At 57.2% G+C, this 22,101-nt stretch carries 22 protein-coding genes; 11 read left to right on the forward strand and 11 right to left on the reverse strand.

Annotated elements, in window-relative coordinates; genetic code table 11:
- The first annotated feature begins 588 nt into the window (after positions 1–588).
- Positions 589–1,155: an alkyl hydroperoxide reductase subunit C gene (gene ahpC, locus N2M06_RS11365; RefSeq protein WP_346350802.1), complete on the forward strand. Its 567-nt coding sequence runs from the start codon at positions 589–591 to the stop codon at positions 1,153–1,155.
- Positions 1,156–1,235: 80 nt separating this feature from the next.
- Positions 1,236–2,777: an alkyl hydroperoxide reductase subunit F gene (ahpF, locus tag N2M06_RS11370; RefSeq protein ID WP_317075193.1), complete on the forward strand. Its 1,542-nt coding sequence runs from the start codon at positions 1,236–1,238 to the stop codon at positions 2,775–2,777.
- A 49-nt stretch (positions 2,778–2,826) separates the two neighbouring features.
- Here the strand turns inward: ahpF and yejK are convergent, their stop codons facing one another.
- The gene (gene yejK / locus N2M06_RS11375; RefSeq protein WP_346350803.1) at positions 2,827–3,828 is read right to left on the reverse strand and encodes a nucleoid-associated protein YejK; all 1,002 of its coding nucleotides are present in this window, start codon (positions 3,826–3,828) and stop codon (positions 2,827–2,829) included.
- A gap of 77 nt (positions 3,829–3,905) precedes the next feature.
- On the opposite strand from yejK, the gene N2M06_RS11380 reads away from it, so the two are divergent.
- Together N2M06_RS11380 and N2M06_RS11385 are read left to right on the forward strand one after the other, a co-directional pair.
- A complete protein-coding gene (locus tag N2M06_RS11380; protein ID WP_019934312.1) occupies positions 3,906–4,133 on the forward strand; it encodes a DUF1414 domain-containing protein in 228 nt (75 codons plus the stop codon).
- Positions 4,134–4,166: 33 nt separating this feature from the next.
- Positions 4,167–6,017 carry a DUF3413 domain-containing protein gene (locus N2M06_RS11385; protein WP_346350804.1) on the forward strand — a complete coding sequence of 617 codons (1,851 nt, stop codon included), beginning with the start codon at positions 4,167–4,169 and terminating at the stop codon, positions 6,015–6,017.
- A gap of 62 nt (positions 6,018–6,079) precedes the next feature.
- On the opposite strand, the gene N2M06_RS11390 is transcribed toward N2M06_RS11385, so the two are convergent.
- Positions 6,080–6,469, reverse strand: a complete 390-nt coding sequence (locus N2M06_RS11390) for an NlpC/P60 family protein (RefSeq protein ID WP_317075365.1) — start codon at positions 6,467–6,469, stop codon at positions 6,080–6,082.
- Between the two features lie 207 nt (positions 6,470–6,676).
- Between N2M06_RS11390 and N2M06_RS11395 the strand changes: the two genes are divergently transcribed.
- A complete protein-coding gene (locus N2M06_RS11395; RefSeq protein ID WP_317075190.1) occupies positions 6,677–7,387 on the forward strand; it encodes a 4'-phosphopantetheinyl transferase superfamily protein in 711 nt (236 codons plus the stop codon).
- Between the two features lie 12 nt (positions 7,388–7,399).
- Complete coding sequence (locus N2M06_RS11400; protein ID WP_019934316.1) at positions 7,400–8,236, forward strand: tetratricopeptide repeat protein; 837 nt, start codon at positions 7,400–7,402, stop codon at positions 8,234–8,236.
- Between the two features lie 147 nt (positions 8,237–8,383).
- Here the strand turns inward: N2M06_RS11400 and N2M06_RS11405 are convergent, their stop codons facing one another.
- The 3 genes from N2M06_RS11405 to N2M06_RS11415 are packed head-to-tail and all read right to left on the reverse strand — an operon-like array spanning position 8,384 to position 11,056.
- Positions 8,384–9,721, reverse strand: a complete 1,338-nt coding sequence (locus tag N2M06_RS11405; RefSeq protein WP_019934317.1) for a sodium-dependent transporter — start codon at positions 9,719–9,721, stop codon at positions 8,384–8,386.
- A 33-nt stretch (positions 9,722–9,754) separates the two neighbouring features.
- Positions 9,755–10,825 (reverse strand): AI-2E family transporter, encoded by a 1,071-nt coding sequence (locus tag N2M06_RS11410; RefSeq protein WP_346350805.1) that lies wholly within the window; start codon positions 10,823–10,825, stop codon positions 9,755–9,757.
- Positions 10,826–10,834: 9 nt separating this feature from the next.
- Complete coding sequence (locus tag N2M06_RS11415) at positions 10,835–11,056, reverse strand: sulfurtransferase TusA family protein (protein WP_019934319.1); 222 nt, start codon at positions 11,054–11,056, stop codon at positions 10,835–10,837.
- 114 nt (positions 11,057–11,170) lie between these two features.
- Between N2M06_RS11415 and N2M06_RS11420 the strand changes: the two genes are divergently transcribed.
- The gene (locus N2M06_RS11420; RefSeq protein ID WP_346350806.1) at positions 11,171–12,613 is read left to right on the forward strand and encodes a M48 family metalloprotease; all 1,443 of its coding nucleotides are present in this window, start codon (positions 11,171–11,173) and stop codon (positions 12,611–12,613) included.
- A 53-nt stretch (positions 12,614–12,666) separates the two neighbouring features.
- Here the strand turns inward: N2M06_RS11420 and N2M06_RS11425 are convergent, their stop codons facing one another.
- Positions 12,667–13,113 (reverse strand): TlpA disulfide reductase family protein, encoded by a 447-nt coding sequence (locus N2M06_RS11425; protein WP_019934321.1) that lies wholly within the window; start codon positions 13,111–13,113, stop codon positions 12,667–12,669.
- Between the two features lie 50 nt (positions 13,114–13,163).
- Here N2M06_RS11425 and arsC point away from each other — a divergent pair, with 50 nt between their 5' ends.
- Positions 13,164–13,514, forward strand: coding sequence for an arsenate reductase (glutaredoxin) (gene arsC, locus N2M06_RS11430; protein ID WP_346350807.1), 351 nt, complete (start codon positions 13,164–13,166; stop codon positions 13,512–13,514).
- Positions 13,511–13,885, forward strand: coding sequence for a DUF2069 domain-containing protein (locus N2M06_RS11435; protein ID WP_346350808.1), 375 nt, complete (start codon positions 13,511–13,513; stop codon positions 13,883–13,885). Before arsC ends, N2M06_RS11435 begins: the two co-directional genes overlap by 4 nt.
- Positions 13,886–14,052: 167 nt before the next feature.
- Here the strand turns inward: N2M06_RS11435 and hda are convergent, their stop codons facing one another.
- From hda to upp, 4 genes are all read right to left on the reverse strand, one after another.
- Positions 14,053–14,775: a DnaA inactivator Hda gene (gene hda, locus N2M06_RS11440; RefSeq protein WP_019934324.1), complete on the reverse strand. Its 723-nt coding sequence runs from the start codon at positions 14,773–14,775 to the stop codon at positions 14,053–14,055.
- Positions 14,772–15,722, reverse strand: a complete 951-nt coding sequence (locus N2M06_RS11445) for a DUF2066 domain-containing protein (RefSeq protein ID WP_346350809.1) — start codon at positions 15,720–15,722, stop codon at positions 14,772–14,774. Before N2M06_RS11445 ends, hda begins: the two co-directional genes overlap by 4 nt.
- A gap of 62 nt (positions 15,723–15,784) precedes the next feature.
- A complete protein-coding gene (locus N2M06_RS11450; RefSeq protein ID WP_019934325.1) occupies positions 15,785–17,053 on the reverse strand; it encodes a uracil-xanthine permease family protein in 1,269 nt (422 codons plus the stop codon).
- 57 nt (positions 17,054–17,110) lie between these two features.
- Entirely contained in the window at positions 17,111–17,737 is a 627-nt protein-coding gene (upp, locus tag N2M06_RS11455) for a uracil phosphoribosyltransferase (RefSeq protein WP_019934326.1), read from the reverse strand.
- Between the two features lie 253 nt (positions 17,738–17,990).
- Here upp and purM point away from each other — a divergent pair, with 253 nt between their 5' ends.
- Together purM and purN are read left to right on the forward strand one after the other, a co-directional pair.
- Complete coding sequence (gene purM / locus N2M06_RS11460) at positions 17,991–19,028, forward strand: phosphoribosylformylglycinamidine cyclo-ligase (RefSeq protein WP_346350810.1); 1,038 nt, start codon at positions 17,991–17,993, stop codon at positions 19,026–19,028.
- Entirely contained in the window at positions 19,025–19,663 is a 639-nt protein-coding gene (gene purN, locus N2M06_RS11465) for a phosphoribosylglycinamide formyltransferase (RefSeq protein WP_019934328.1), read from the forward strand. The genes purM and purN overlap by 4 nt, the downstream gene beginning before the upstream one ends.
- A 46-nt stretch (positions 19,664–19,709) precedes the next feature.
- On the opposite strand, the gene N2M06_RS11470 is transcribed toward purN, so the two are convergent.
- Positions 19,710–22,100, reverse strand: a complete 2,391-nt coding sequence (locus N2M06_RS11470) for an ATP-binding protein (protein ID WP_346350811.1) — start codon at positions 22,098–22,100, stop codon at positions 19,710–19,712.
- Between the last annotated feature and the right edge of the window lies 1 nt (position 22,101).

Consider the following 22,101-nt stretch of genomic DNA (forward strand, 5'->3'; position numbering starts at 1 on the left):
TGTTCAAGATCCGATTTAACTAAAACACAACACACATCACACTCCTTCACCTGCTTGCTACCAAAGTCGCACGGCACCAAACACCTGATAAAACCCGTCTTGCAAAGGTGACTCAAATCACAGCAGCCTCCACGAAATGAAACAAATTAACGTAATAAAAAAACATAAACCAAACCAAGGGTAGAGTTAACTCTACCCTTGGTTATGTACTGTCAGCATAGTGCCATTTCGTTTGAAAAGGCTGAGGGCGGGCTTTACAAGCCGGCACGGATCATCTTTTGCGATCGCAAAAATAAGCCATTGATGATTAAAAAGGGGCGGCCTGTCACCCTGAGTGGTTGTTTGGTCAGAATTTACTGGCGGACAGGAGCAGCCGGTTTACCTGAGTAAAGTGGCATGATCTGGTGTCATTACAGACTCATAACCGGCACAAAAATTTTTTTGAAAAATGGCTTAAAAAAAACCAATCAATAGTTTTCAGCAATCAATGGGAAAGATAATAACGACTTAACCTAATAATCAATAAGCTCTAGTATGGACAGCGTTCGAGACAAGGTCTCATTCGTTAACCTCAATAAGGAGCTTTACATGGCTGTTTCCATCAATACCGAAATCAAACCCTTCACTGCCGATGCCTTTTATCAGGGCGAGTTCGTTAAAGTGAGCGATGCGGATCTCAAGGGTAAATGGTCTGTGGTGTTCTTCTACCCCGCCGACTTCACTTTTGTGTGCCCCACCGAGCTGGGTGATCTGGCCGACCATTATGAAGAGCTGCAGAAAATGGGCGTGGAAGTGTACTCGGTATCCACTGACACTCACTTCACCCACAAGGCCTGGCACGACAGCTCCGAGACCATTGGCAAGATCAACTACTACATGGTGGGCGATCAGACCGGCACCATTACCAACAACTTCGGTGTGATGCGTGAAGGTCAGGGCCTGGCAGATCGCGCCACCTTTATCATTGATCCTCAGGGTGTGATTCAGGCCATTGAAGTCACTGCCGAAGGCATTGGCCGCGATGCCTCCGACCTGGTGCGCAAGATCAAGGCTGCCCAGTATGTAGCTGCGCACCCGGGTGAAGTATGCCCCGCCAAATGGCAGGAAGGCGAAGCCACTCTGGCTCCGTCGCTCGACCTGGTAGGCAAAATCTAAATTTTTGTTGCCCTGTGCCCGCCGCCTGCGGCGGGCCTTTTACAAACCTTTTCTATTTGTTTACCACACAGGACATCACCATGCTGAACGATAATCTCAAACAACAACTTTCTACCTATCTGCAAAACATTACCTCGCCGGTAGCCCTCAGCGTGTCCGGTGATGGCTCTGCAAAATCCAATGAATTAAGAGAGCTGGCCAGTCAGATTAGCGGGCTCTCAAATCAAATCAGCCTGACTGAAACTCAGGCTGCACGCACGCCCAGCATGAGCATTGCCGCCGAAGGCCAGGAGCCGCGCATCAGCTTTGCAGGCATTCCGCTGGGTCACGAGTTCACCTCTCTGGTGCTGGCCCTGCTGCAGACCGGTGGCCATCCGTCTAAGGCTGCCCCCGAGCTGCAGCAGCAGATTCGGGATCTTAAAGGTGAATTTCACTTTGAAACCTATGTGTCGCTGTCGTGCCAGAACTGCCCGGACGTGGTGCAGGCGCTGAACCTGATGGCTACCCTCAATCCCAACATTACTCATGTAATGATTGACGGTGCCCTGTTTCAGGACGAAGTGAACGAGCGCCAGATTATGGCGGTGCCTGCGGTTTACCTGAATGGCGAGCACTTTGGGCAGGGCCGCATGACCCTGGAAGAAATTGTCGGCAAGCTCGATACCGGTGCTGCCGAGCGCCAGGCAGAGGCCCTTAACGAACAGGCCCCCTTTGATGTGCTGGTGGTGGGCGGTGGCCCCGCCGGTGCCGCAGCGGCCATTTATGCCGCTCGCAAAGGAGTGCGCACCGGTCTGGTGGCCGAGCGCTTTGGCGGCCAGGTGATGGACACAGTGGGCATTGAGAACTTTATTTCCGTGCCCTACACCGAAGGCCCCAAACTGGCCGCCAGCCTGGAGCAGCACCTGAAGGAATATGACGTTGAGCTGATCACCAGCCAGCGTGCCGCCGGCATACATCAAAACGAGCTGATTGAAGTGCCGCTGGCAAGCGGTGCCGTACTTAAGAGCAAGTCAGTCATTCTGGCCACCGGTGCCCGCTGGCGCGAGCTGAATGTGCCCGGCGAAGCTGAATACCGTACCAAAGGGGTGGCCTACTGCCCCCACTGTGACGGCCCCTTCTTCAAGGGCAAGCGGGTGGCCGTGGTGGGTGGCGGCAACTCCGGCATTGAAGCCGCCATCGATCTGGCTGGTATTGTCGAGCATGTCACCGTGCTGGAGTTTGCCGATACCCTGCGCGCCGACGAGGTGCTGCAGCGCAAGGCCCGTTCCATGGGCAATATCGACATCATTATGAATGCCCAGACCACACAAGTGCTGGGTGATGGCAACAAGGTCACCGGCATACAGTATACCGACCGCGTCAGCGGTGACAGCAAGCAACTCGATGTGGCAGGTATTTTTGTACAGATTGGTCTGGTGCCTAACACCGAGTTTCTGCAAGGTTCGGAGATAGAGCTGACCCGCTTTGGTGAAGTCATCATAGACGCCAAAGGGGCCACTTCCATGCCGGGCGTGTTTGCCGCCGGCGACGCCACTACCGTGCCCTACAAGCAGATCATTATCTCAATGGGTGCCGGTGCCACCGCCGCGCTGGGAGCCTTTGATCACCTGATCCGGAGTTAACACCCAAGGAATCGGGAATAGTGATTGGGGAATAGTAAATCCCTGGTCCCTATTCCCTGCTCCCTTGCAGTTGCGCCTTGAGGTTGGGCGGCGTGCCCCTGATGGTCAGGGTGTCGGTGGCGGGGTCATATTCAATACGCTCTCCCAGCAGCTTCTGATCAAAACTGATGGTCAGACCGCCGCCGGATCCCACGTATTTGGTCAGCCCTTTGAGGGAAGATCTGTCCACCGGAAAACGCTCTTCCAGCGCATATTCCTCGCTCACAAACTGATAAAAGTCGAGATCGTCGTCCGAGCCCAGCTCGGCCGACAGCTCCCGCAACTCCAGCTCTTCCCCTTCCTTTAACTGCTCCCGGCAGTATTTGCTGATGGTAGCCTTGCTTTCTTCCCGCTCTTCCTTGCTCAGCTGACGGGCATCGCAGTAGTCATCCACCGCCTTCATCAGGCCCTGGCTCTGCACCTTGGGATCCATACCCTCAACACAAGACAGAAAGTTAAGAAAGAAGTCCGACACCTTGCGTCCGGCCCGGCCCTTGATAAAAGAGAAATACCGTTTTGACTCGGGGCGGGTCTGCAACTCGGTCAGATCCAGCCGTGCCGCCAGCTGCATCCGCCCCAGGTCCAGATAGCTGGCCCGGCTCACATCCAGCTTTTCGGTCACGGTGACGCTGTCTTTGTTATCCAGCAGGGCTATCAGCAGATAACGGGCACCCAGCCACTGATAATGCACAAACAGCAGCACGCCTTCTTCCTGCATATCCAGCCGGTTCAGCTCCCCCAGCAGCCGATCGGCGGCCTGATGAGAAAAGGCCGCAAAGCCCAGGCTCTGATCTTCCATTCGCCGCACCAGATCTCTGAAACCGGTGTCTTCCTCACTGAAATAACCAAACACCTTGCCGGCCTTGGTATTGTAAACATGATGCAGCTCGCTCATCAGCTGATTTACTGCCGGGCCAGTGGCCAGCTCATCGTCACGCTTGGCAAGGGCGGTCTGCCCCTGCTCATTCAGAAACAGGGAATGTACTATGATGTGTTCTATGTCCAGGCTCATATCAGATTGCCATAGAGTTGCCGAATGGGGTGGGGTATTATAGACGCCCTGTTACCAAGTTAAATGACTGAACGCCCATGCCTGTTATTTCCAAATACGACAAACAATTCGACCAGCTGCTGAGTGAACTGGAAGCAGTCATGGACAACCATAAAGCTCCGGCAGATCTTCGCCTGATGGTGCTGGGCAACCTGGCTACGCATATCATCAATCATCAGATTGCTCCCGGCCAGCGCAAAGCCATTGCCGACAAGTTTGCCAGCGTGCTCACTTCATCCGTCGACACACAAAAAGGGGCGCACTAAGCGCCCTTTGCTTCACCGAGAATCATACCGCTCATGGTTGAAACCGGCCCCCAGTATCGTGACCACGTTTCCCGCCTGATTGGCTGGGGTCACTGGTTTGTGTTTTTCAATATTCTGCTGGCCATGGCGGTATCGGTGCGCTATTTGTTTGCCGCCGGCCTGCCCGACACTGTGCTGGGCACCGTCTATATGCTGGTGAGCTGGGTCGGGCATTTTGCCTTTCTGACCTTCTGCACCTATCTGCTGACGCTGTTTCCGCTCACATTTTTATTTCCGAAACTGAAAGCAGTGCAGTTTCTCGGAGCTGGCCTGGCCACAGGGGCACTTACCCTGTTACTGATAGACACTCAGGTATTCAGCCTGTTTGGATTTCATTTAAATCCCTCAGTGTGGCGGCTGCTGCTGGATCAGGCCCAGGCGGAAGGAGCGTCCGGCTGGGGCTGGCTGTTTGCCCTGGTGCCGGTGCTGTTTGTGCTGGAGCTGTGGCTGGGTGCCTGGCTGTGGCGCTGGAGCCCGCGCCGTTCACGCAGACTGTCGCGCCCGCTTGGCCTGCCACTGCTGGTGTGCTTTTTTCTCACCCACAGCGTGCATATCTGGGCAGATGCCACCCTGTATACGCCCATTACTCTGCAAAAAGCCAACTTTCCGCTGTCTTATCCCATGACCGCCAAAAGCTTTTTAATCAAGCAGGGCTGGCTGGATGAAGCAGAATATCGCGAACGCTCCGAACAAATTATCGATAAACCCAAGCAGCGGCTGAATTACCCGCTCCGGCCGTTATCGGTACAACCGCCGGAGCGGGCACCCAATATTCTGCTGGTGGTGGCAGATGGTCTGCGGGCGGATTATCTCGATCATATTACCATGCCCAATCTGAGCCGTTACGCTGAACGCCATCTGCGTTTTGACGATCACCTCAGTGCCGGCAACCGGCCGGAACCGGCACTGTTCAGCCTGTTTTACAGTCTGCCTGCCCATTACCGCCGGGAAGCCGAGCTGGAGCGCACCGCCCCAGTGCTGCTAAACGAATTGCAGCGTCAGGACTATCGCTTTGGTTTGTTTATCAGCGGTGGCACCGGCTCACCTCTCTATAAAGACGCTATTTTCAGCAATCTTCGCTCGCCAGGCATGCAGGCGGCTCCGGAAGGTGCCGAAGGTGACCGGCAAGCACTGAGTAATTTTGCCAACTGGCTCAATACTCAGAGTAAGGAGCGGCCCTGGTTTTCTTATGTGTATCTGGATGCGCTGAATTCACTGTCAGTACCCGAGGGATTGCAAGGGCCGTTTCAGCCAGCGCTGGATCAGCTGAACCCGGCAGCGCCTTTTCAGTCCGGGCAAAGAGATGCGCTGCTAAACCATTACCGCAACGCCGTATTTTATACCGATCAGCTGCTGGGTGCTCTGCTGGGGCTGGTACAAAATGCCGAACGCGACACCATAGTGGTAGTGACCGCAGGGCATGGCATGGAGTTTAATGACAACGGTAATAACACCTGGGGTTATGGCAATGCCTATTCACCGGCACAGCTGCGGGTACCACTGGTAATAGGCTGGCCCGGCAAACCTGCAGAACACATCAGTTATCCCACCAGTCACCTTGATCTGGCCCCTACCCTGCTGCAACAGGCGCTGGGTGTGACGACGCCGCTGCGCAGCTATGCCAGCGGTCAGTCACTGTTCAGGGCTCGTCCAAATCGCTGGCGGATGGCCTCTGATGAAGAGGAATATGCCATTTATCAGCAAAACGATATTACCCTGTTCAGCCGTCGTGGCGAGCTGCAGCTGGTGGATGCCACAAGCTTTCAGGAGCGCAAAGACAGCAGCCCGGAGCTGACACTGTTAATGCAGGTAATGAACGAACTCAACCGGTTTCAGGGGGAATGAACACCGGGGATTAGGGATTATCGGTTACGATTCCCTGTTCACCAGTCCCTGTTCCCTGTTATTTAATCCAGTACCCGTCGCGCCTGCCAGTAGCGGCTGCGCCAATAGACATTATCCAGGCTGGAAATGGTCACGCCTACGCTGGACGACGCATGAGCAAACTTGCCATTGCCCACATACACGCCGTTATGACGGGTGCTGCGGCCGGTGCGGAAAAACACCAGATCACCGGGGCGAAGCTCACTGCGGTCAATTTCACGCCCCAGCAATACCTGCTCATAGGTACTGCGGGGCAGCTCCATGCCAAACGCTTCCTGATACATGGTCTGAGTAAAGGCAGAGCAATCTATGCCCTGCTCACTCTCACCACCAAAGCGATAGGGAACACCACGCCAGCGCTGATATACCTGCTGCAGATCCGCCAGTGCAGAAAGCGGACGGCTGGGCTTCATGGGCGTTGTACTGATGCTGTAAGTCAGGGAAGAGGACGGCTTTTTACCAGTCATCCTTTTGCCTGACTCGGAATCGTGAGTGCTGCTGCACCCCGTCATTACCAGCAGACTGCCAACAACAATGATATGTTTAAGCATTATGAACAATGGCAACCGAACAATGGGTTCCAGCATAGTCCAGTTGCTGCGTATTTTGCAAAGCGAAAAATGAGTAAAAACAAGGATATTTTTGCAGAGCTGTTAATTTGTGACGCCATGGCGATAAATTCGCCGAAAGATGCTTATAAGCTGCTCTCAACTCCGGAAAAACAGCGCCTGGCAGCCATCAAAAATGCGCAGCAGGCGCACCTGTATCTGCTCAGCCGCTACCTGCTGCGCCAGCGGCTGGGCAGTCTGCTGGCTGTGCCTCCCGACAGCCTTGACTTTTATCGTACCGACAAAGGCAAACCCGAGCTGCATGGCGAACCGCTCAGATTCAACCTGAGCCACAGCGGCTCACTGCTGGCACTGGCCATTTCCAGCGAGCCCGTTGGCGTGGATCTGGAAAGCCGGCTGCTGGCACCTGCCGGCATTCAGCGGCTGGCCCGGCGCTATCTGGCAACGCAAGAACAAACCTGGCTGGCACAAAGTACACAGCCTGCCAGTGACTTTCAGCAGCTCTGGACCATCAAGGAAGCGGTCCTGAAAGCTGATGGCAGCGGCATCGCCAATAATCTGCACAGAGTATGCTGGCAGCCCGGCAGTCATAGCGCCCGCTTCAACGAACGGGAATACCGGCTGCAACACTGGCCTGTTGGCACCGGTACATTAACGCTGGCTTCAGCCCGGAGTACGCCGGTGCGGCTGCCGGACCTGGCTGATTATGGGCCGATGCTTGAAATTACCGGTGTGCAACCCAATCTAGCCATAAACCCCTAAAGAGACATTTACATGATCCTTGATATCACGGTAGAAAATTTTCAGCAGGCGCTGATCCAGGCATCCATGGAAAAAACGGTAGTGATCTTCTTTCATGCCGCTCAGGTGCCCGAATGTGAGCCCATGCGCATTCAGGCAGAGCAGCTGATCGGTGCCGACAACAGCCATGTGGATCTGGCCAGGGTAGATGTGGCCGATCCGCAGCTGCAAAGTCTGGCCATGCAGCTGGGACTGCAGGCGCTGCCGGCGCTGGTGGCTTTTAAGGAAGGGCAGCCGGTAGACGTACTGGAAGGCCCGCAGGATGAACATGCCCTCAAGACTTTTCTCAAGCCCTATCTGCCCAACGAGGCGGAACTGCTGCTGGATCAGGCCAAGCAAATGCTCGGTATGGATCCAAAAGCCGCTTACGGTCTGCTGCAGCAGGCCAGAGCGCTGGACGACACCCCGGCCATTCGCCTGACCCTGGCCGAAACCGCCCTCGCCCTGAACAAACTGGAAGAAACTCAGCAGCTGCTCGGCACCATCGGCATGGCAGATCAGGACAGTCAGTATCAGCATATTCTGGCCCGGCTGGAGCTGGCTCAGGAAGCCGCCGACAGCCCCGAGCTGCGCGAGCTGGAGCAGAAACTGGCTGCCGCACCGGACGACCTTGGACTGAAAGAAGAGCTGGCAGTGCAGTATTTTCAGGCCGGCCGGCAGGAAGAAGGTTTACAGCTGCTGATTGAAATATTGCAGAAAGACCTCGCTTTTGGCGAAGCCAAAAAACACCTGCTGGATATGCTCACCAGCATGGGTGCCGATCCGCTGGCATCACGCTACCGCCGCAAGCTGTACAGTATGTTGTACTGATCGGGACCAGGGATATCGTAGGTTGGCGACGAGCGAAGCGAGTCCCAACAATCGAGCAAGCCGTGACAGTGTTGGGATTCGCGCTGCTCATCCCAACCTACTCTTCTTACCGCTGACAGCTTATGGCTTACGGCTCCCCGAAGGGGGTTACCAGCTGGCAGCAATCACCAGCACTACCAGCAGCGGGCACACCAGCCGCACATACCAGGGCCAGATACGCCAGAACAGGCTGCCGGCAAGCTCGGGAGTACCTTTCACCAGCTCGTCAAACAGCTTGGCCCGGCCCCACATCCAGCCCCCCAGCACACAAAAGCCCAGCCCCACCAGCGGCTGAATATTCTGGGTAGACAGGCGAATAACAAAACCGAACAAAGCGCCGAAATTCAGACAGATCACCACACTGAACAGCGCCAGCGCCCCTCCCAGCAACCAGGTCACCATGGGTCTGGGAGCATTAAAACGCTCTGTGGTGTAAGACACAGGTACTTCCAGCATGGAAATCGATGAGGTCAGTGCTGCTATCCCCATCAGCACAAAGAACACCAGCGCCATCACCAGGCCCACGGGCCCCATGGTCTCGAACAAGGCCGGTAGTACCTCAAATACCAGGGTATCACTGCTCAGCAGGCTGCCGTCTTCGGCATAAATGGTCACACCGTTATGCATGGCCACAAACATGGCGGGCAAAATCACCAGCCCCGCCAGAAAGGCCACGCCGGTATCCAGCAACGTCACCTGAAAAGCAGTGGCGGGAATACTTTCCTGCCGGCTCAGATAAGAGCCGTACATCAGCATGGAACAACCGCCGATGGTCAGAGAGAAAAACGCCTGCCCCATGGCACTGATCAACAGCTGACTGTCCATCACTTTGCTGAAGTCAGGCACCAGATAATGACGCAACCCTTCCATGGCCCCATTCTGAGTGAGAATGTAGCCAAACAGCAGAATAAACAGCACAAACAGCGCCGGCATCAGCCGTGCCGACCAGCGTTCTATGCCCTTGCGCACACCGGCCTGCACCACCAGAATGGTGAGCAGGTAAAACACCAGGGTCCAGACAATATTACGGCCCAGGCCAAAGGCTTCCAGCCAGCCGGTGGCGGCCTGCCAGCCCAGCATACGGGTTACGCTGGCGGCCAGAAAAGCCAGCAGCCAGCCCGCCACAATGGCATAAAACGACAGCACCAGGCTGGGTACCAGCATGCCTGCATAACCCACCAGGGCCGCCAGCTGCTTTTGCAGCCGGGTTTTACCCAGTTTACGCACCGAGTCCACCGGGTTGGCCTGACCGTGCCGGCCAATGGCCACTTCCATAATCAGCATGGGAAATGCCAGGATCAGCACCAATACCAGATAGGCCACCAGAAAAGCTCCGCCGCCATTGCTGGCCGCCTGGGTAGGAAAGCCCCAGATATTACCCAGTCCTACCGCTGCTCCCGCGGCCGCCATAATAAACCCGAAGCGGGAAGCAAAATGTTCTCTCACTCTGTATTCCTTGAATTATTGTTTGTTACTAGATCAAGCCGGCTTATCAGGTAATGCATTCTGCCGCGGCCAGGCGTTGATCACCGCCTTTACCAGGGTGGCCAGCGGAATGGCAAAAAACACCCCCCAAAAACCCCAGAGGCCACCGAACACCAGCACAGCGACAATAATGGCAATGGGGTGCAGGTTAACGGCTTCCGAAAACAACACAGGTACCAGCACATTGCCATCCAGTGCCTGAATAATGCCATAGGCCACCATCAGATAGAAAAACGGCGGAGTAAAACCCCACTGAAACAGCCCTACCATGGCCACCGGCACTGTGGCCGCAGCAGCACCTATGTAGGGGATCAGCACCGAAAAGCCCACCAGCACCGCCAGCAGCAGGGCATAATTAAGCCCCAGCAGCGCAAAGGTGACATAACTGACGCTGCCCACTATCAGAATTTCAATCACCTTGCCGCGCACGTAGTTGGCAATCTGCACGTTCATCTCATGCCACACGCGGGAAATAAGCTCCCGGTTTTCCGGCAAAAAACGGTTCATGCTCTGCAGCAGCAACGGCTTGTCCTTCAGCATAAAAAACACCAGCACAGACACCAGAATAAGATAAACCAGCATCACAGCCACATTGGTCAGCGAGCTGATAGAGACACTTAAAATGGCATCAGCTGAGCCCAGCAGCCGGCCGCGCAGCTCGGTCAGCAGGTTTTGCATCAGGGTCACATCCACCAGCTCAGGGTAGTCTTCCGGCAGGGTCAGCAGCACCTCCTGAGCCCGGTTGATCATGGTGGGAATTTCCCGCGCCAGATTAGTGCTCTGATTGAGAATGGAGGGCACCAGACTGACCAGTGACAATACCAGCAAGACCGCAAACAGCAGCAAGACCACCCCCGCCGCCGGCCCACGGCCCAGCCCGAGGCGGCGCAGACGGCCCACGGGCCACTCCAGCAGATAGGCAATCACAATGGCAGCAAAAAACGGGGTCAGTATGCGGCCCATGAAATACATGACCACAAAGCCGAACAGCAACAGCAGAAACAATACCACGGCACCCGGATCGGAGAAGCGCTGCCGATACCAGTGCTTGATTACATCCAACATGACCTGTCCTTATGAGAGTTTGGTAATGATAAGCCTGAGCCGGTGGGAAGAGTGTGACACTGTTTTCACGCTGTGCCCGACGCGCTCCAGATAGGCGGGAATATCCCGGCGCGAGCCGGCATCAGCCAGCACCAGTTCAAGCTGCTGGCCACACTGTGCCTGTTTTAGCCAAAGCTTGACCTCAAGCAGGGGCTGAGGGCAACGCAGGTGGCTTACATCCAGCTGTTCCATGTTCTGCCCCTTATACAAAGGGGCATTATCCCCTGCCTGAGGTTCGCAAACAATGCTTGTTACCCTTGAAACGGCCGGTTATTCTGCCTGTCCCCTTCGGCAAAAGGTTGAACTATGCGGTTTTACTCCACGCCCCTGTTACTGGCTCTTTTTCTTGGCAACAGTCTGCCCGCTCAGGCCGACAACCGTTTGCCCGATATCGGCACCGCCGGTGTCAGTGCCATGTCGGTGGAGCGGGAAGCCCGCTTTGGGGAAGCCTTCAGCCGCTTTGCCCGGGCTAATCAGCCGGTAGTGAATGACCCTGTGCTGAACGAATATATCACCAGTCTGGGACACCGGCTGTTATCTCAGGCAGACTCGGTACGGTTTCCGTTCCGGTTTTTGTTGATCCGAGACGACAGCATCAACGCCAGCGCCTTTCTGGGCGGCGTGGTGCAGTTGCATACCGGTCTGTTCCTGTACGCCGACAACGAAAGTGAGCTGGCCTCGGTAATGGCCCATGAAATCACTCACGTTACCCAGCGTCATATCGCCCGCTATCTGGAGTCCCAGTCGCGCAGCACACCATTAACGATTGCCGGTCTGGTAGGCTCGGTCGCGCTGGCGGTGGTGAACCCGCAGGCAGGCATGGCGGCGTTACAAACCACACTGGGGCTGAAAATGCAGTCGGCCATCAACTACACCCGGGACAACGAATTTGAAGCCGACCGCTTAGGCTTGAGGTTGTTGCATAATGCCGGCTTTGATCCCAATGCCATGGCTGGCTTTTTTCAGAAACTGGCCGAAAAATATCAGTTTGCCAGTACACCGCCACAAATGCTGCTGACCCACCCCCTGCCCGCCAGCCGTATTGCCGAAGCCCGCTCCCGGGCTGCTGATTATAAAGCAGACAAGGTCCCCCCTTCACTCGATTTTCAGTTTGCCAAGGCGCGCATTATGGTGCGCTTGCAGCAGTCGGGAACCAGAGAGCTGCACAAGTACTTTGCCAGAGAGGTCAACGGCCATGGCAGCTGGCTGCCCGACGCCGCCCGTTATGGTCAGGCCCTGGGGCTGTTGGATATTAACAAGCCGGAAGAGGCCAGACCCCTGCTGGAGCAGCTGGCCCGGCGTCATGGCAACAATTTATTTGTGCTCGATGCACTGACGGATCTGGATAACGCCGAAAGCCGCCATCAGGCCGCCATTACCCGGCTTACTCAGGCTCAGCAACGTTTACCCGAGCACAAGGTGGTGGTAATTAACCTGGCCGATACTCTGCTGCAGGCAGGCCGGCATCAGGATGCCGCCACTCTGCTGGATGACTACGCCCGCCGCCATCCTGAAGAGCCGCTGGTGTGGGATTTGCTGGCCCAGGCGCTGCGTCCATTGGGTGATGAGTCGGCCTTTCGCCGTGCCCGGGCCGAGCTGGCCGCGCTGGAAGGTCGCTATGATATAGCGGTACAGCAAATGGAGCTGGCCGCCACCCTGTCTCAGGACACCATGCAGCGCGCCCGCCTGGGGGCCCGTCTGGAGCAGCTGCGCCAGCAACAACAGGAATGGGACGCGCTCAGAAACTAACTTCAGAGAATAGGCAATGGGGAGTAGTGAAGCCATTCCCTGCTCCCCATTCCCTATTCCCAGTACTTTTCCCGCCAGCGGACAATATCTTCCGCCTTCAGCTCCCCCTGATGGCGTTCCGCCAGCTGGCCGTCGGGATCGATTACAAAAGTGGTGGGCAGCACCCGGGGCGACTCAAAGGGCCAGGGGCCACTGAGACTGGCCGCCACCGGCATGGTCATTTGGTGGCGTTCGCCCAGGGCCTGCAGCGCCTCCGGGGCCAGTGCATCAAAACTCACCGCCAGCACCTTGGGGCCCTGCCTGTCGTTCAGCTCATTGAGTAATGGCAGCTCCCGCAAACAGGGTTGGCACCACTCGGCAAAATAGTTCACCACCAGCCAGTTTCCCTTAAAATCATTCAAGGTCTGCTGCCGGCCATCGGCCAGTGTGAGGCTGGCCGGCTCGCCGCAACCGGCCAGCGCCAGCAGCGCCGTTAAAAACAGAAGGCGAAGTTTGCCCATTCCGAGGTCCCTTCTATACAATGCCCGCAGCCACGCCACAGGAGTGAAAAATGAATCTGTTTATCTATCATAATCCCCGCTGCTCTAAAAGCCGGGAAACCCTGGCCCTGCTGCAGGAAAAAGGTCTGGAGCCCGAGATTATCAAATACCTCGACACGCCCCCTGATGCAGAACAAATAACACAACTGCTGAACCAGCTGGGCATGAGCTCGGCCCGGGAACTGATGCGCACCAAGGAAGAAATATACAAAACCCTGGCACTGGCTGACGTGACCGACGAAGCCGCCCTTATCAATGCCATGGTGGCCAACCCCAAACTGTTTGAGCGCCCCATAGTGGTATGCAATGGCAAGGCAGCGCTGGGCCGCCCGCCGGAGCAGGTGCTGAGCATACTGCCATGACCACTTCATTTGCGCGCAAACTGGCGCTCACCGGTTATCTCGGGCTGATTGTCTGGGTGGCCTTGTGGCACGGTGTGCTGTCTCCTCATCCTGAGCTGGGATCAGTCTTTATGCTGGTCATGTGGCTGCCCTGGCTGTTTATTCCCATGCTGGGCATGCTCAAGGGTAATCCCTACACTCACGCCTGGGCAGTGTTTTTAATCATGCCCTACTTTCTGCATTCACTGACGTTGCTGTGGGTGGATGAAGGCGAACGCTGGCTGGCACTGGTGGAGCTGCTGCTGGCCACCACCATGTTTGTGGGCAGCACCTATTACGCCAAACTACGCGGCCGCGAGCTGGGCCTGAGCATTCGCAAAAAGAAGGATTAACGGCCAGGGACTGGGGATTAGGGAATTGTAGCCGCCGCTTCAGCTGGCGGGACCTGCTTCGCAGGCCCTGCCGACTAAAGTGGCAGCCACAAAAACATGCCCAGCCCGCATATTCAGGTTTAACTTACAGCTGACCGCTTATGGCTTACAGCTGGCCCGAAGGGCCGTTAAAGCCCCAGTATTTCCCGGGTGAAGGGCAGGCTTAGCTTGCGCCTGGCCTGAAACGAGGCATTGTCGAGCAGATCAAGAGCGGCAAGCAGCGTGCTCATGTCCCGGGACAACCGGCTCAGCAGCAGCCGGCCCACATCGGTGGGCAGCTTGAAGCCACGCAGCTCGGCGCGCAACTGCAGGGCACTGAGCTTGCCTTCGTCATCCAGGGTTTTCAATTGATAGGCCACGCCCCAGTCCAGCCGTGAGGCCAAATCCGGCAGGCTCAGCCCCAGATTGCGGGACGGTGCCGGGGCGCTGATCACCAGGCTGCCACCGGCCCGCTCCCGCCGGCGGTTAAAGAAGTTAAATACCGCCCGCTCCCATTCTTCCACGCCGGCAATGGCATCCAGATTATCCAGGCACACCAAGGGCAGCAGCTCCATGCCCTCCAGCAGGCTGGGCGTCATACGCTGGTAAGACTGTAAAGGCAGGCAGGTGGCCGCCTCGCCGGCGGCATTTACCTCGGCGCAGGCCGCATGCAGCAAGTGAGAGCGGCCCGAGCCGGGCTGCCCCCAGAGATAAATAACTTCATCCCCCTGACCCACGGCGGCATTTTTAAGGGCGGTGATCAGCTGGGCATTGTCACCCGGATAAAAACTGGCAAAGGTTTCATCATCGGGCAGCTGCACCGCCAGCGCCAGCTGGGCTGGCTGCTGTTCCTCGTCGCCGTCGCGGTTCACTCGGTGCGCTCCAGCCGGTAGCGGCGCTCACCCAGGGCACTCAGTCCGGCCCGGCTCAGCACCGGGCGGACAGCAGCAGACTCAAGCTCAAGCCGAAAACGGGCCTGATCACCGGCGCTGTCCAGCACAGAGACACCGGCCACACCATCAAGGTCGCTCAGTCGCTGCTCCAGACGGACCATATCGGCAAACTGTGTCAGGCCGGTTACCACTATGGTGAGTTCACCGGGGGCATCGGCACCAGCCTGCAGTGCCTGCGCCGGCGCGCTGTTATCTGGTCGGGTCTCGGCCATGGCAGCCTGCCGGGCTACCCAGTAGTTATTCACGTCGGCAAGCACTTGCTCTGCCGACGCCGCAGCTCCCTGAGTCAGAGGCTGCTCAGCGTCTTTGTGATAAAGCTGCCAGTTCAGACGATGCTCCTGTTGCTGCACCGCCAGCCACACTTCAGCGCCATAGCGCTGGCTGGCTTCAGCAAGGTTCTGAAGGCCGGTTTTATCAATCTGCATATGCTCCTGCAGATCCCAAAGAGGCCAGAGCAGCGGAATGGCATAATAACGTGATGCCTTGCGCCAGCTGGTGTCGGGCATGTCTTTGGCCTGGCCGTCATTCACCTGCCATACCAGAACCGCCGGGCGTTTGCCCCGCCACAGGCTCAGGCCGGCACTGTGAAACAGGGGGCTCAGCTCGGCTTCGGCAAACTGCACTGTATAGCCCCCCGCGGTTGATGTGCTCAGGGTATAGCGGGACCAGTCATTCAGAATTTCCTGCGCCACCCAGGAGCCGGCGGCAGCACTGCCTCCAAGGCGGGACAGCAGAATGTTAACCGCCTGCTCCCGGGCCTTTTCTCGGCTGTAAGGAGCGGCGTCGAGTTGCACATCAAATACCGATGCGGCTGCGGTGGCGGAGACACACAACAGCATCAATGACAGCAGCAGTTGTTTCAGCATAACCGGGCCATTGTCGTAAACAGGACGCTTATGATAACCACTGACCGAAGCGCATGCCAGAATCAATGGGGCCGCTCTTTGGGCAGCACCAGGTTCAGCAGAATGCCGACAATGCCGCACAAACTGATGCCCTGCAGGCTGAACTCACCAATGCCAAAGGCCATGCCGCCAATACCAAATACCAGGATCACCGCCACTATGCACAGATTGCGTGCCTGCGACAGATCCACCTGATGCTTGATCAGACTGTTAAGGCCCACGGTGGCAATGGAGCCGAACAGCAATATCATGATGCCGCCCATCACCGGCACCGGAATGCTCAGCATCAGGGCACCGAACTTGCCCACAAAGGCCAGCGCAATGGCAAAGCCGGCGGCCCAGGTCATGATCACCGGGTTGAAGTTTTTGGTCAGCATAACGGCACCGGTCACTTCGGAATAAGTGGTGTTGGGCGGCCCGCCAAACAGAGAAGCCGCGCCCGTGGCCAGGCCGTCGCCCAGCAGGGTGCGGTGCAGACCGGGCTTTTTCAGATAGTCCTTGCCGGTCACGGAGCCAATGGCCAGCACATCGCCAATGTGTTCAATGGCGGGAGCGATGGCCACCGGAATCATGAACAGTACCGCCTGCCAGTTCCACTCAGGTGCCACAAAATTGGGCATTGAGAACCAGGCCGCGTCCCGCACCGGAGAAAAGTCGACCACGCCCATAAACAGCGCCATGCCATAACCCACGGCAATACCGGCGGTAATGGGCACCAGCCGGAATACGCCTTTGGCCAGGGTAGACACCAGCAAAGTGGTGATCAGAGACGCCAAAGACAGCCACAGCGCCGTGTTGTGCTCCACCAGCACGGCGCTGCCGTCGCCGCTTTTGCCAATGGCCATGTTGACCGCCATGGGGGCCAGCCCCAGACCAATCACCATAATCACCGGACCCACCACCACAGGCGGCAGCAAACGGGTTAACAGGGCGGTACCGCGCCAGCGCACCAGCTGGCTCAGCAGCACATACATAATGCCCGCCGCCATCAGGCCGCTCATGGTGGCGGGAATGCCCCAGGTTTGCACGCCGTAAAGAATGGGCGCAATAAAGGCAAAGGAAGACGCCAGAAAAATCGGGATCTGGCGCCTGGTGCACACCTGAAATACCAGAGTACCGATACCGGCGGTAAACAGCGCCACGTTTGGATCCAGGCCGGTGATCAGCGGCATCAGCACCAGGGCACCAAAGGCCACAAACAACATCTGGGAGCCGGCCAGGGCCTGGCGCAGGGGCGTGTTCACCACCGGCTGGCCGGATGCCAGCTGCTCGGTGCGTTCAGCGGAATTCATTAACTGCTAACCTCAAAAAATAACAGAAAAAAACCGGCCATTGCCGGTTTTACGTGCTTACTTGGTACCAAAAATCTTGTCGCCGGCATCGCCGAGACCAGGAATGATATAGCCGTGCTCATCCAGCCGCTCATCCACGGAAGCACAATACAGCTCCACATCCGGGTGAGCTTCGGCCAGCGCCTGCACCCCTTCCGGTGCCGCCACCAGTACAATTACCTTGAAGTGAGTGCAGCCGTTTTGCTTGAGCAGGTCTATGGTGGCGATCATGGAGCCGCCGGTGGCCAGCATGGGGTCCACTATCAGGGCCATGCGTTCGTCAATGTGGCTGACCAGCTTACTGAAATAAGACACCGGCTGCAGGGTTTCTTCATCCCGGTAAACCCCCACCACACTCACCCGGGCGCTGGGCATATGCTCGAGCACGCCGTCCATCATGCCCAGGCCGGCACGCAGAATGGGCACGACCGTGACCTTTTTGCCTTTCAGCTTGTCGACCTCGGTGGGGCCGGTCCAGCCGTCTATGGTGGTTTTTTCGGTTTCAAAATCGGCAGTGGCTTCATAGGTCAGCAGGCTGCCAACCTCCTTGGCCAGTTCACGAAAGCGTTTGGTGCTGATATCGGCTTCCCGCATCAGACCCAGCTTGTGTTTCACCAAAGGGTGCTTAACCTCAACGACTTTCATTGACAACTCTCCCGACGCACTGAATAACGAATCAAAAAACCGCGGAATTTTAGCATAAAATAGTGAACCACGGCAGACTTTCAGCACTTATTTTAGCAAACCCAGAGCCGGCTGCTTACGCCATCTGTTGCCGCTGCCAGTGGCACTGACACCCGCATTAAATTAGAATAGCCGGCGAAACATATACCCCCGGGCCGGCAAGGGTGCCGAAGAGCACCGCGCAGGCCAAACACCAATGACAAGGTAACAACACGTGACGCAGAACAAACCCCTGAGCTATAAAGACGCCGGTGTCGATATTGACGCGGGCAACGCCCTGGTTGAACGCATTAAAGGCGTTAGCCGCCGCACTCAGCGCCCGGAAGTCATGGGCGGCCTCGGGGGCTTTGGTGCCCTGTGCCAGCTGCCCACCGGTTATAAAGAGCCGGTGCTGGTAGCCGGCACCGACGGTGTGGGCACCAAGCTGCGCCTGGCCATTGATCTCAAGCGCCATCAGGGCGTGGGCATCGATCTGGTGGCCATGTGCGTGAACGATCTGATTGTGCAGGGTGCCGAGCCGCTGTTCTTTCTCGACTATTACGCCACCGGCAAGCTGGATGTAGACACCGCCGCCGACGTGGTGACCGGCATTGGCGAAGGCTGTGAGCTGAGCGGCTGTGCCCTGATTGGTGGTGAAACCGCGGAAATGCCCGGCATGTATGAAGCCGGCGACTATGATCTGGCAGGCTTTTGTGTGGGTGTGGTAGAAAAAAGCGGCATTATCGACGGCACCAAGGTGGCCGCCGGCAACGCCCTGATCGCCCTGGGCTCAAGCGGCCCGCACTCCAACGGCTATTCCCTGATCCGCAAAATTCTGGAAGTAAGCCAGGCCGACCTCAACCAGCCCCTGGGCAACGCCACCCTGGCCGATGCCCTGATGGCCCCTACCCGCATCTATGTAAAGCCGGCGCTGGAGCTTATCAAGCAGTTCGACATTCATGCCCTCAGCCACATTACCGGCGGCGGCTTCTGGGAAAACATTCCCCGCGTGCTGCCCGAAGGTGCCAAGGCGGTGATAGACGGCGCCAGCTGGCAATGGCCGGAAGTGTTCGCCTGGCTGCAGCAGGCCGGCAATGTGGAAACCCATGAAATGTATCGCACCTTCAACTGTGGTGTGGGTATGGTGATTGCCCTGCCCGCCGAGCAGGCCGACGCCGCCGTGAAGTTTATGCAGAACGCCGGCGAAAACGCCTGGGTGATCGGCCACATTGAACAGGCCGCCGAGGGCGAAGAGCAGGTCGAGATTAAATGAACCGCATAGTGGTGCTGATCTCCGGCAACGGCAGCAACCTGCAAAGCTTGCTTGATCAGGCGGCTAACCGCCGCCTGAATGGCAGTGTGGTAGCGGTGATCAGCAACAAGGCCGACGCCTATGGCCTGGAGCGGGCCCGCGCCGCCGGCGTGGCCACGGCGGTGCTGCCGGGCAAGGACTATGCCGAGCGGGAACGCTTTGATGCCGATTTGATGGCGCTGATAGACAGCCACCAGCCCGACTTGCTGGTGCTGGCCGGCTTTATGCGCATTCTCACTCCCGGCTTTGTGCGCCACTATGCCGGGCGCATGCTCAATATCCATCCGTCTCTGCTGCCCAAATATCAGGGTCTGAACACGCATCAGCGGGCCATTGATGCCGGCGACGCCGAGCATGGCTGCAGCGTGCACTTTGTTACCGAAGAGCTGGACGGCGGCCCCGTGGTGTTACAGGCCCGGGTGCCGGTATTTGCCGAAGACGACGCCGCCGCCGTGGCCGAGCGGGTGCAAGTGCAGGAGCACGCCATTTATCCGCTGGCAGTGCGCTGGTTCTGCGACGGCCGGCTGGCCATGAAAGACGGCCGGGCCTGGCTCGACGGTACCCCCCTGCCGCCGCAGGGTCATGCCGGCGACTGAGCCGCTCACAACACTGAATAAAAAAGAATGCCTTGGCATTCTTTTTTTATATCTGCTCCTTATTATCTGACTGAGCCTGCAGCTTATTCTGCACCTTTGCCAGCCGTGCCAGCCGCTGCTGTACCCGGCCATTGACCGAGCTGGCAGGATATTGGCCGTTTTTGCCGGGCTTGCCGGCGCTGATGCCGGTAAGCAGCGCCAGTGCTTCATCCAGCTCGCTGACGGCATAAATATAAAACAGCCCTTGTGCGACTGCCTGGCGAACTTCCTGGCTCAGCATCAGATTATCCAGATTGGCGGCAGGAATAATCACCCCCTGCCCGCGGGCCAGCCCCCGCGCCCGGCACACCTCAAAAAAGCCTTCAATTTTTTCATTGACGCCGCCAATGGGCTGTACCCGGCCAAACTGGTTAATGGAGCCGGTCACTGCCAGCGCCTGATTAACGGGCACCTCACCCATGGCAGAAATCAGCGCGCAACACTCGGCAATGGACGCGCTGTCACCTTCTATCATGCCGTAAGACTGCTCAAAGGCGAGGCTGGCAGATACCGGCATGGGCCCTTCGGCGGCATAACGCTGACTTAAAAAACGCGATAAAATCAATATGGCCTTAGCATGCACGGCACCGCTTAGTTTTACTTCCCGTTCAATATCGAGCACAGCTCCTGTACCCAGCCTGGCGGTGGCGGTAATGCGCGCCGGCTGACCAAAACGGTAATTACCCAGATCCAGCACCGTCAGACCATTTACCTGCCCCACCACTGTGCCTTCGGTATCAATCAGTTTGCTGCCCCGCAGAATCGACTCTTCCATGCGCCTGTGAATACGCGCCGCCCGCATGCGGGCGGCTATTTGTGCTCGCTCCACCGCCTCACCATTTATATGAGGCTGGCCGTGACTTTCACTCAGATAGTTGGCTTCCTGCAGTAAATCGGTCAGATGCTCGGTCAGGGCCGACAGCCGCTGCTGATCACTGGCCAGCCGGCCGGCATATTCAATGACACGGGCCACACCGCAGCGGGTAAGCGGACGCAGATCCTGCTGACGGGCCAGCCAGCCAATAAAACGGGCATAGCGCTGCAGGTTTTCATTACTCACTTCTATGTCATCGTTGTAATCCGCCTGCACCTTGAACAGCTTGCCAAAGTCAGGATCATGGGCCGCCAGCAAATAATAAAACCGCCGGTCACCTACCAGGATCACTTTAAGATCCAGCGGCACCGGCTGGGGCTCCAGGCTCACAGTGCTGGCCAGACCATAGACATGCTCCGGTGATTCAATACGGATCTCCCTGGCATAAAGCGCCCGTTTAAAGATCTCCCACACCATGGGCTGCTGCAGCAAGCGATGCACATCCAGAATAAGATAACCGCCGTTGGCTCTGTGCAAGGCACCGGCACGGATCAGCGTGAAGTCGGTTAACAGCGCCCCCTGCTCCACATGATGCTCCACCCGGCCCATTAATCGCGCCAGATTGGGCCAGTCTTCATAGACCACCGGCGCACCCTGAGTGTCGGCATGATCTACCAGCAAATTCAGCCGGTAGCGGGTCAGCAGAGCTGCCGGCAGCTCACCTTCACGCATATGGGTCAGCAGCAGGTTCACATTGCCCGACAAGTCCTGCTGAATGGCTTCCAGATGCTGAATAACCGGCTCGCAGCCTGCATATTCAGCGCGCAGCTCATCAATCAGGCTGCCAACGGCAAATACCAGCATCTCTTCATTCAGCCACTGTATATGCTGCTGGGTTTCCCGCTTCCATTGAGGAAACTGCTGCAACACCGCCTGCAAGCGAGCCTCTACCCGTTCAATGGCCTGTTCCAGCGCCATCCGTTCTGCCTCGGGTAACTGTTCAAATTGCCGGGCACTCATTACGTCATCGTTATAACCGGGTACCAGGTTAAATCCGGTGGGCGTTTTAATCAGCGTCACCTTTTCGGCTGCTGCCAGAGCCTTGATTTCATTGATGGCCGTGGTCTGACGCTCGGCCAGCTGCTGATTCAGCTCATCCACCCGGCTCTGGTATTCTTCTGCCTGAAAAATAGCCGGAATGGCCTGCAGCAATTCATCCACCAGCCGATCCAGACTGGCACGAAAGCGCCGCCCCACTCCCGCCGGCAGACGCAGCAGCCCGGGCTTTATCGAATCTTCAAAACCGTGCACATAGCACCAGTCGGCGGGCACGATTTCACTTTCGGCCCGGCCACGAAGAAAGCGGTTAATCAGGGTATGCCGGTTACAGCTTTCCGGCGCCATCATATAAATATTAAAGCCCTGACGGCGAATACCGGTGCCAAACGCCAGCGCCTCAAGCAACTGCTCCTGCCCAACCAGGGCACCGCTGTCGCTGAGTTCGTCTGTGGTAGCAAAACTGAACAGAGCTTCATCGCAGGCGCGATAAAGCCGGTGGGGTTCAAGCGGAGATATAGCTGTCATG

Origin of the sequence: Oceanimonas sp. AH20CE76, assembly GCF_039654065.1 — a bacterium.
GTDB classification, from domain to species: domain Bacteria; phylum Pseudomonadota; class Gammaproteobacteria; order Enterobacterales; family Aeromonadaceae; genus Oceanimonas; species Oceanimonas smirnovii.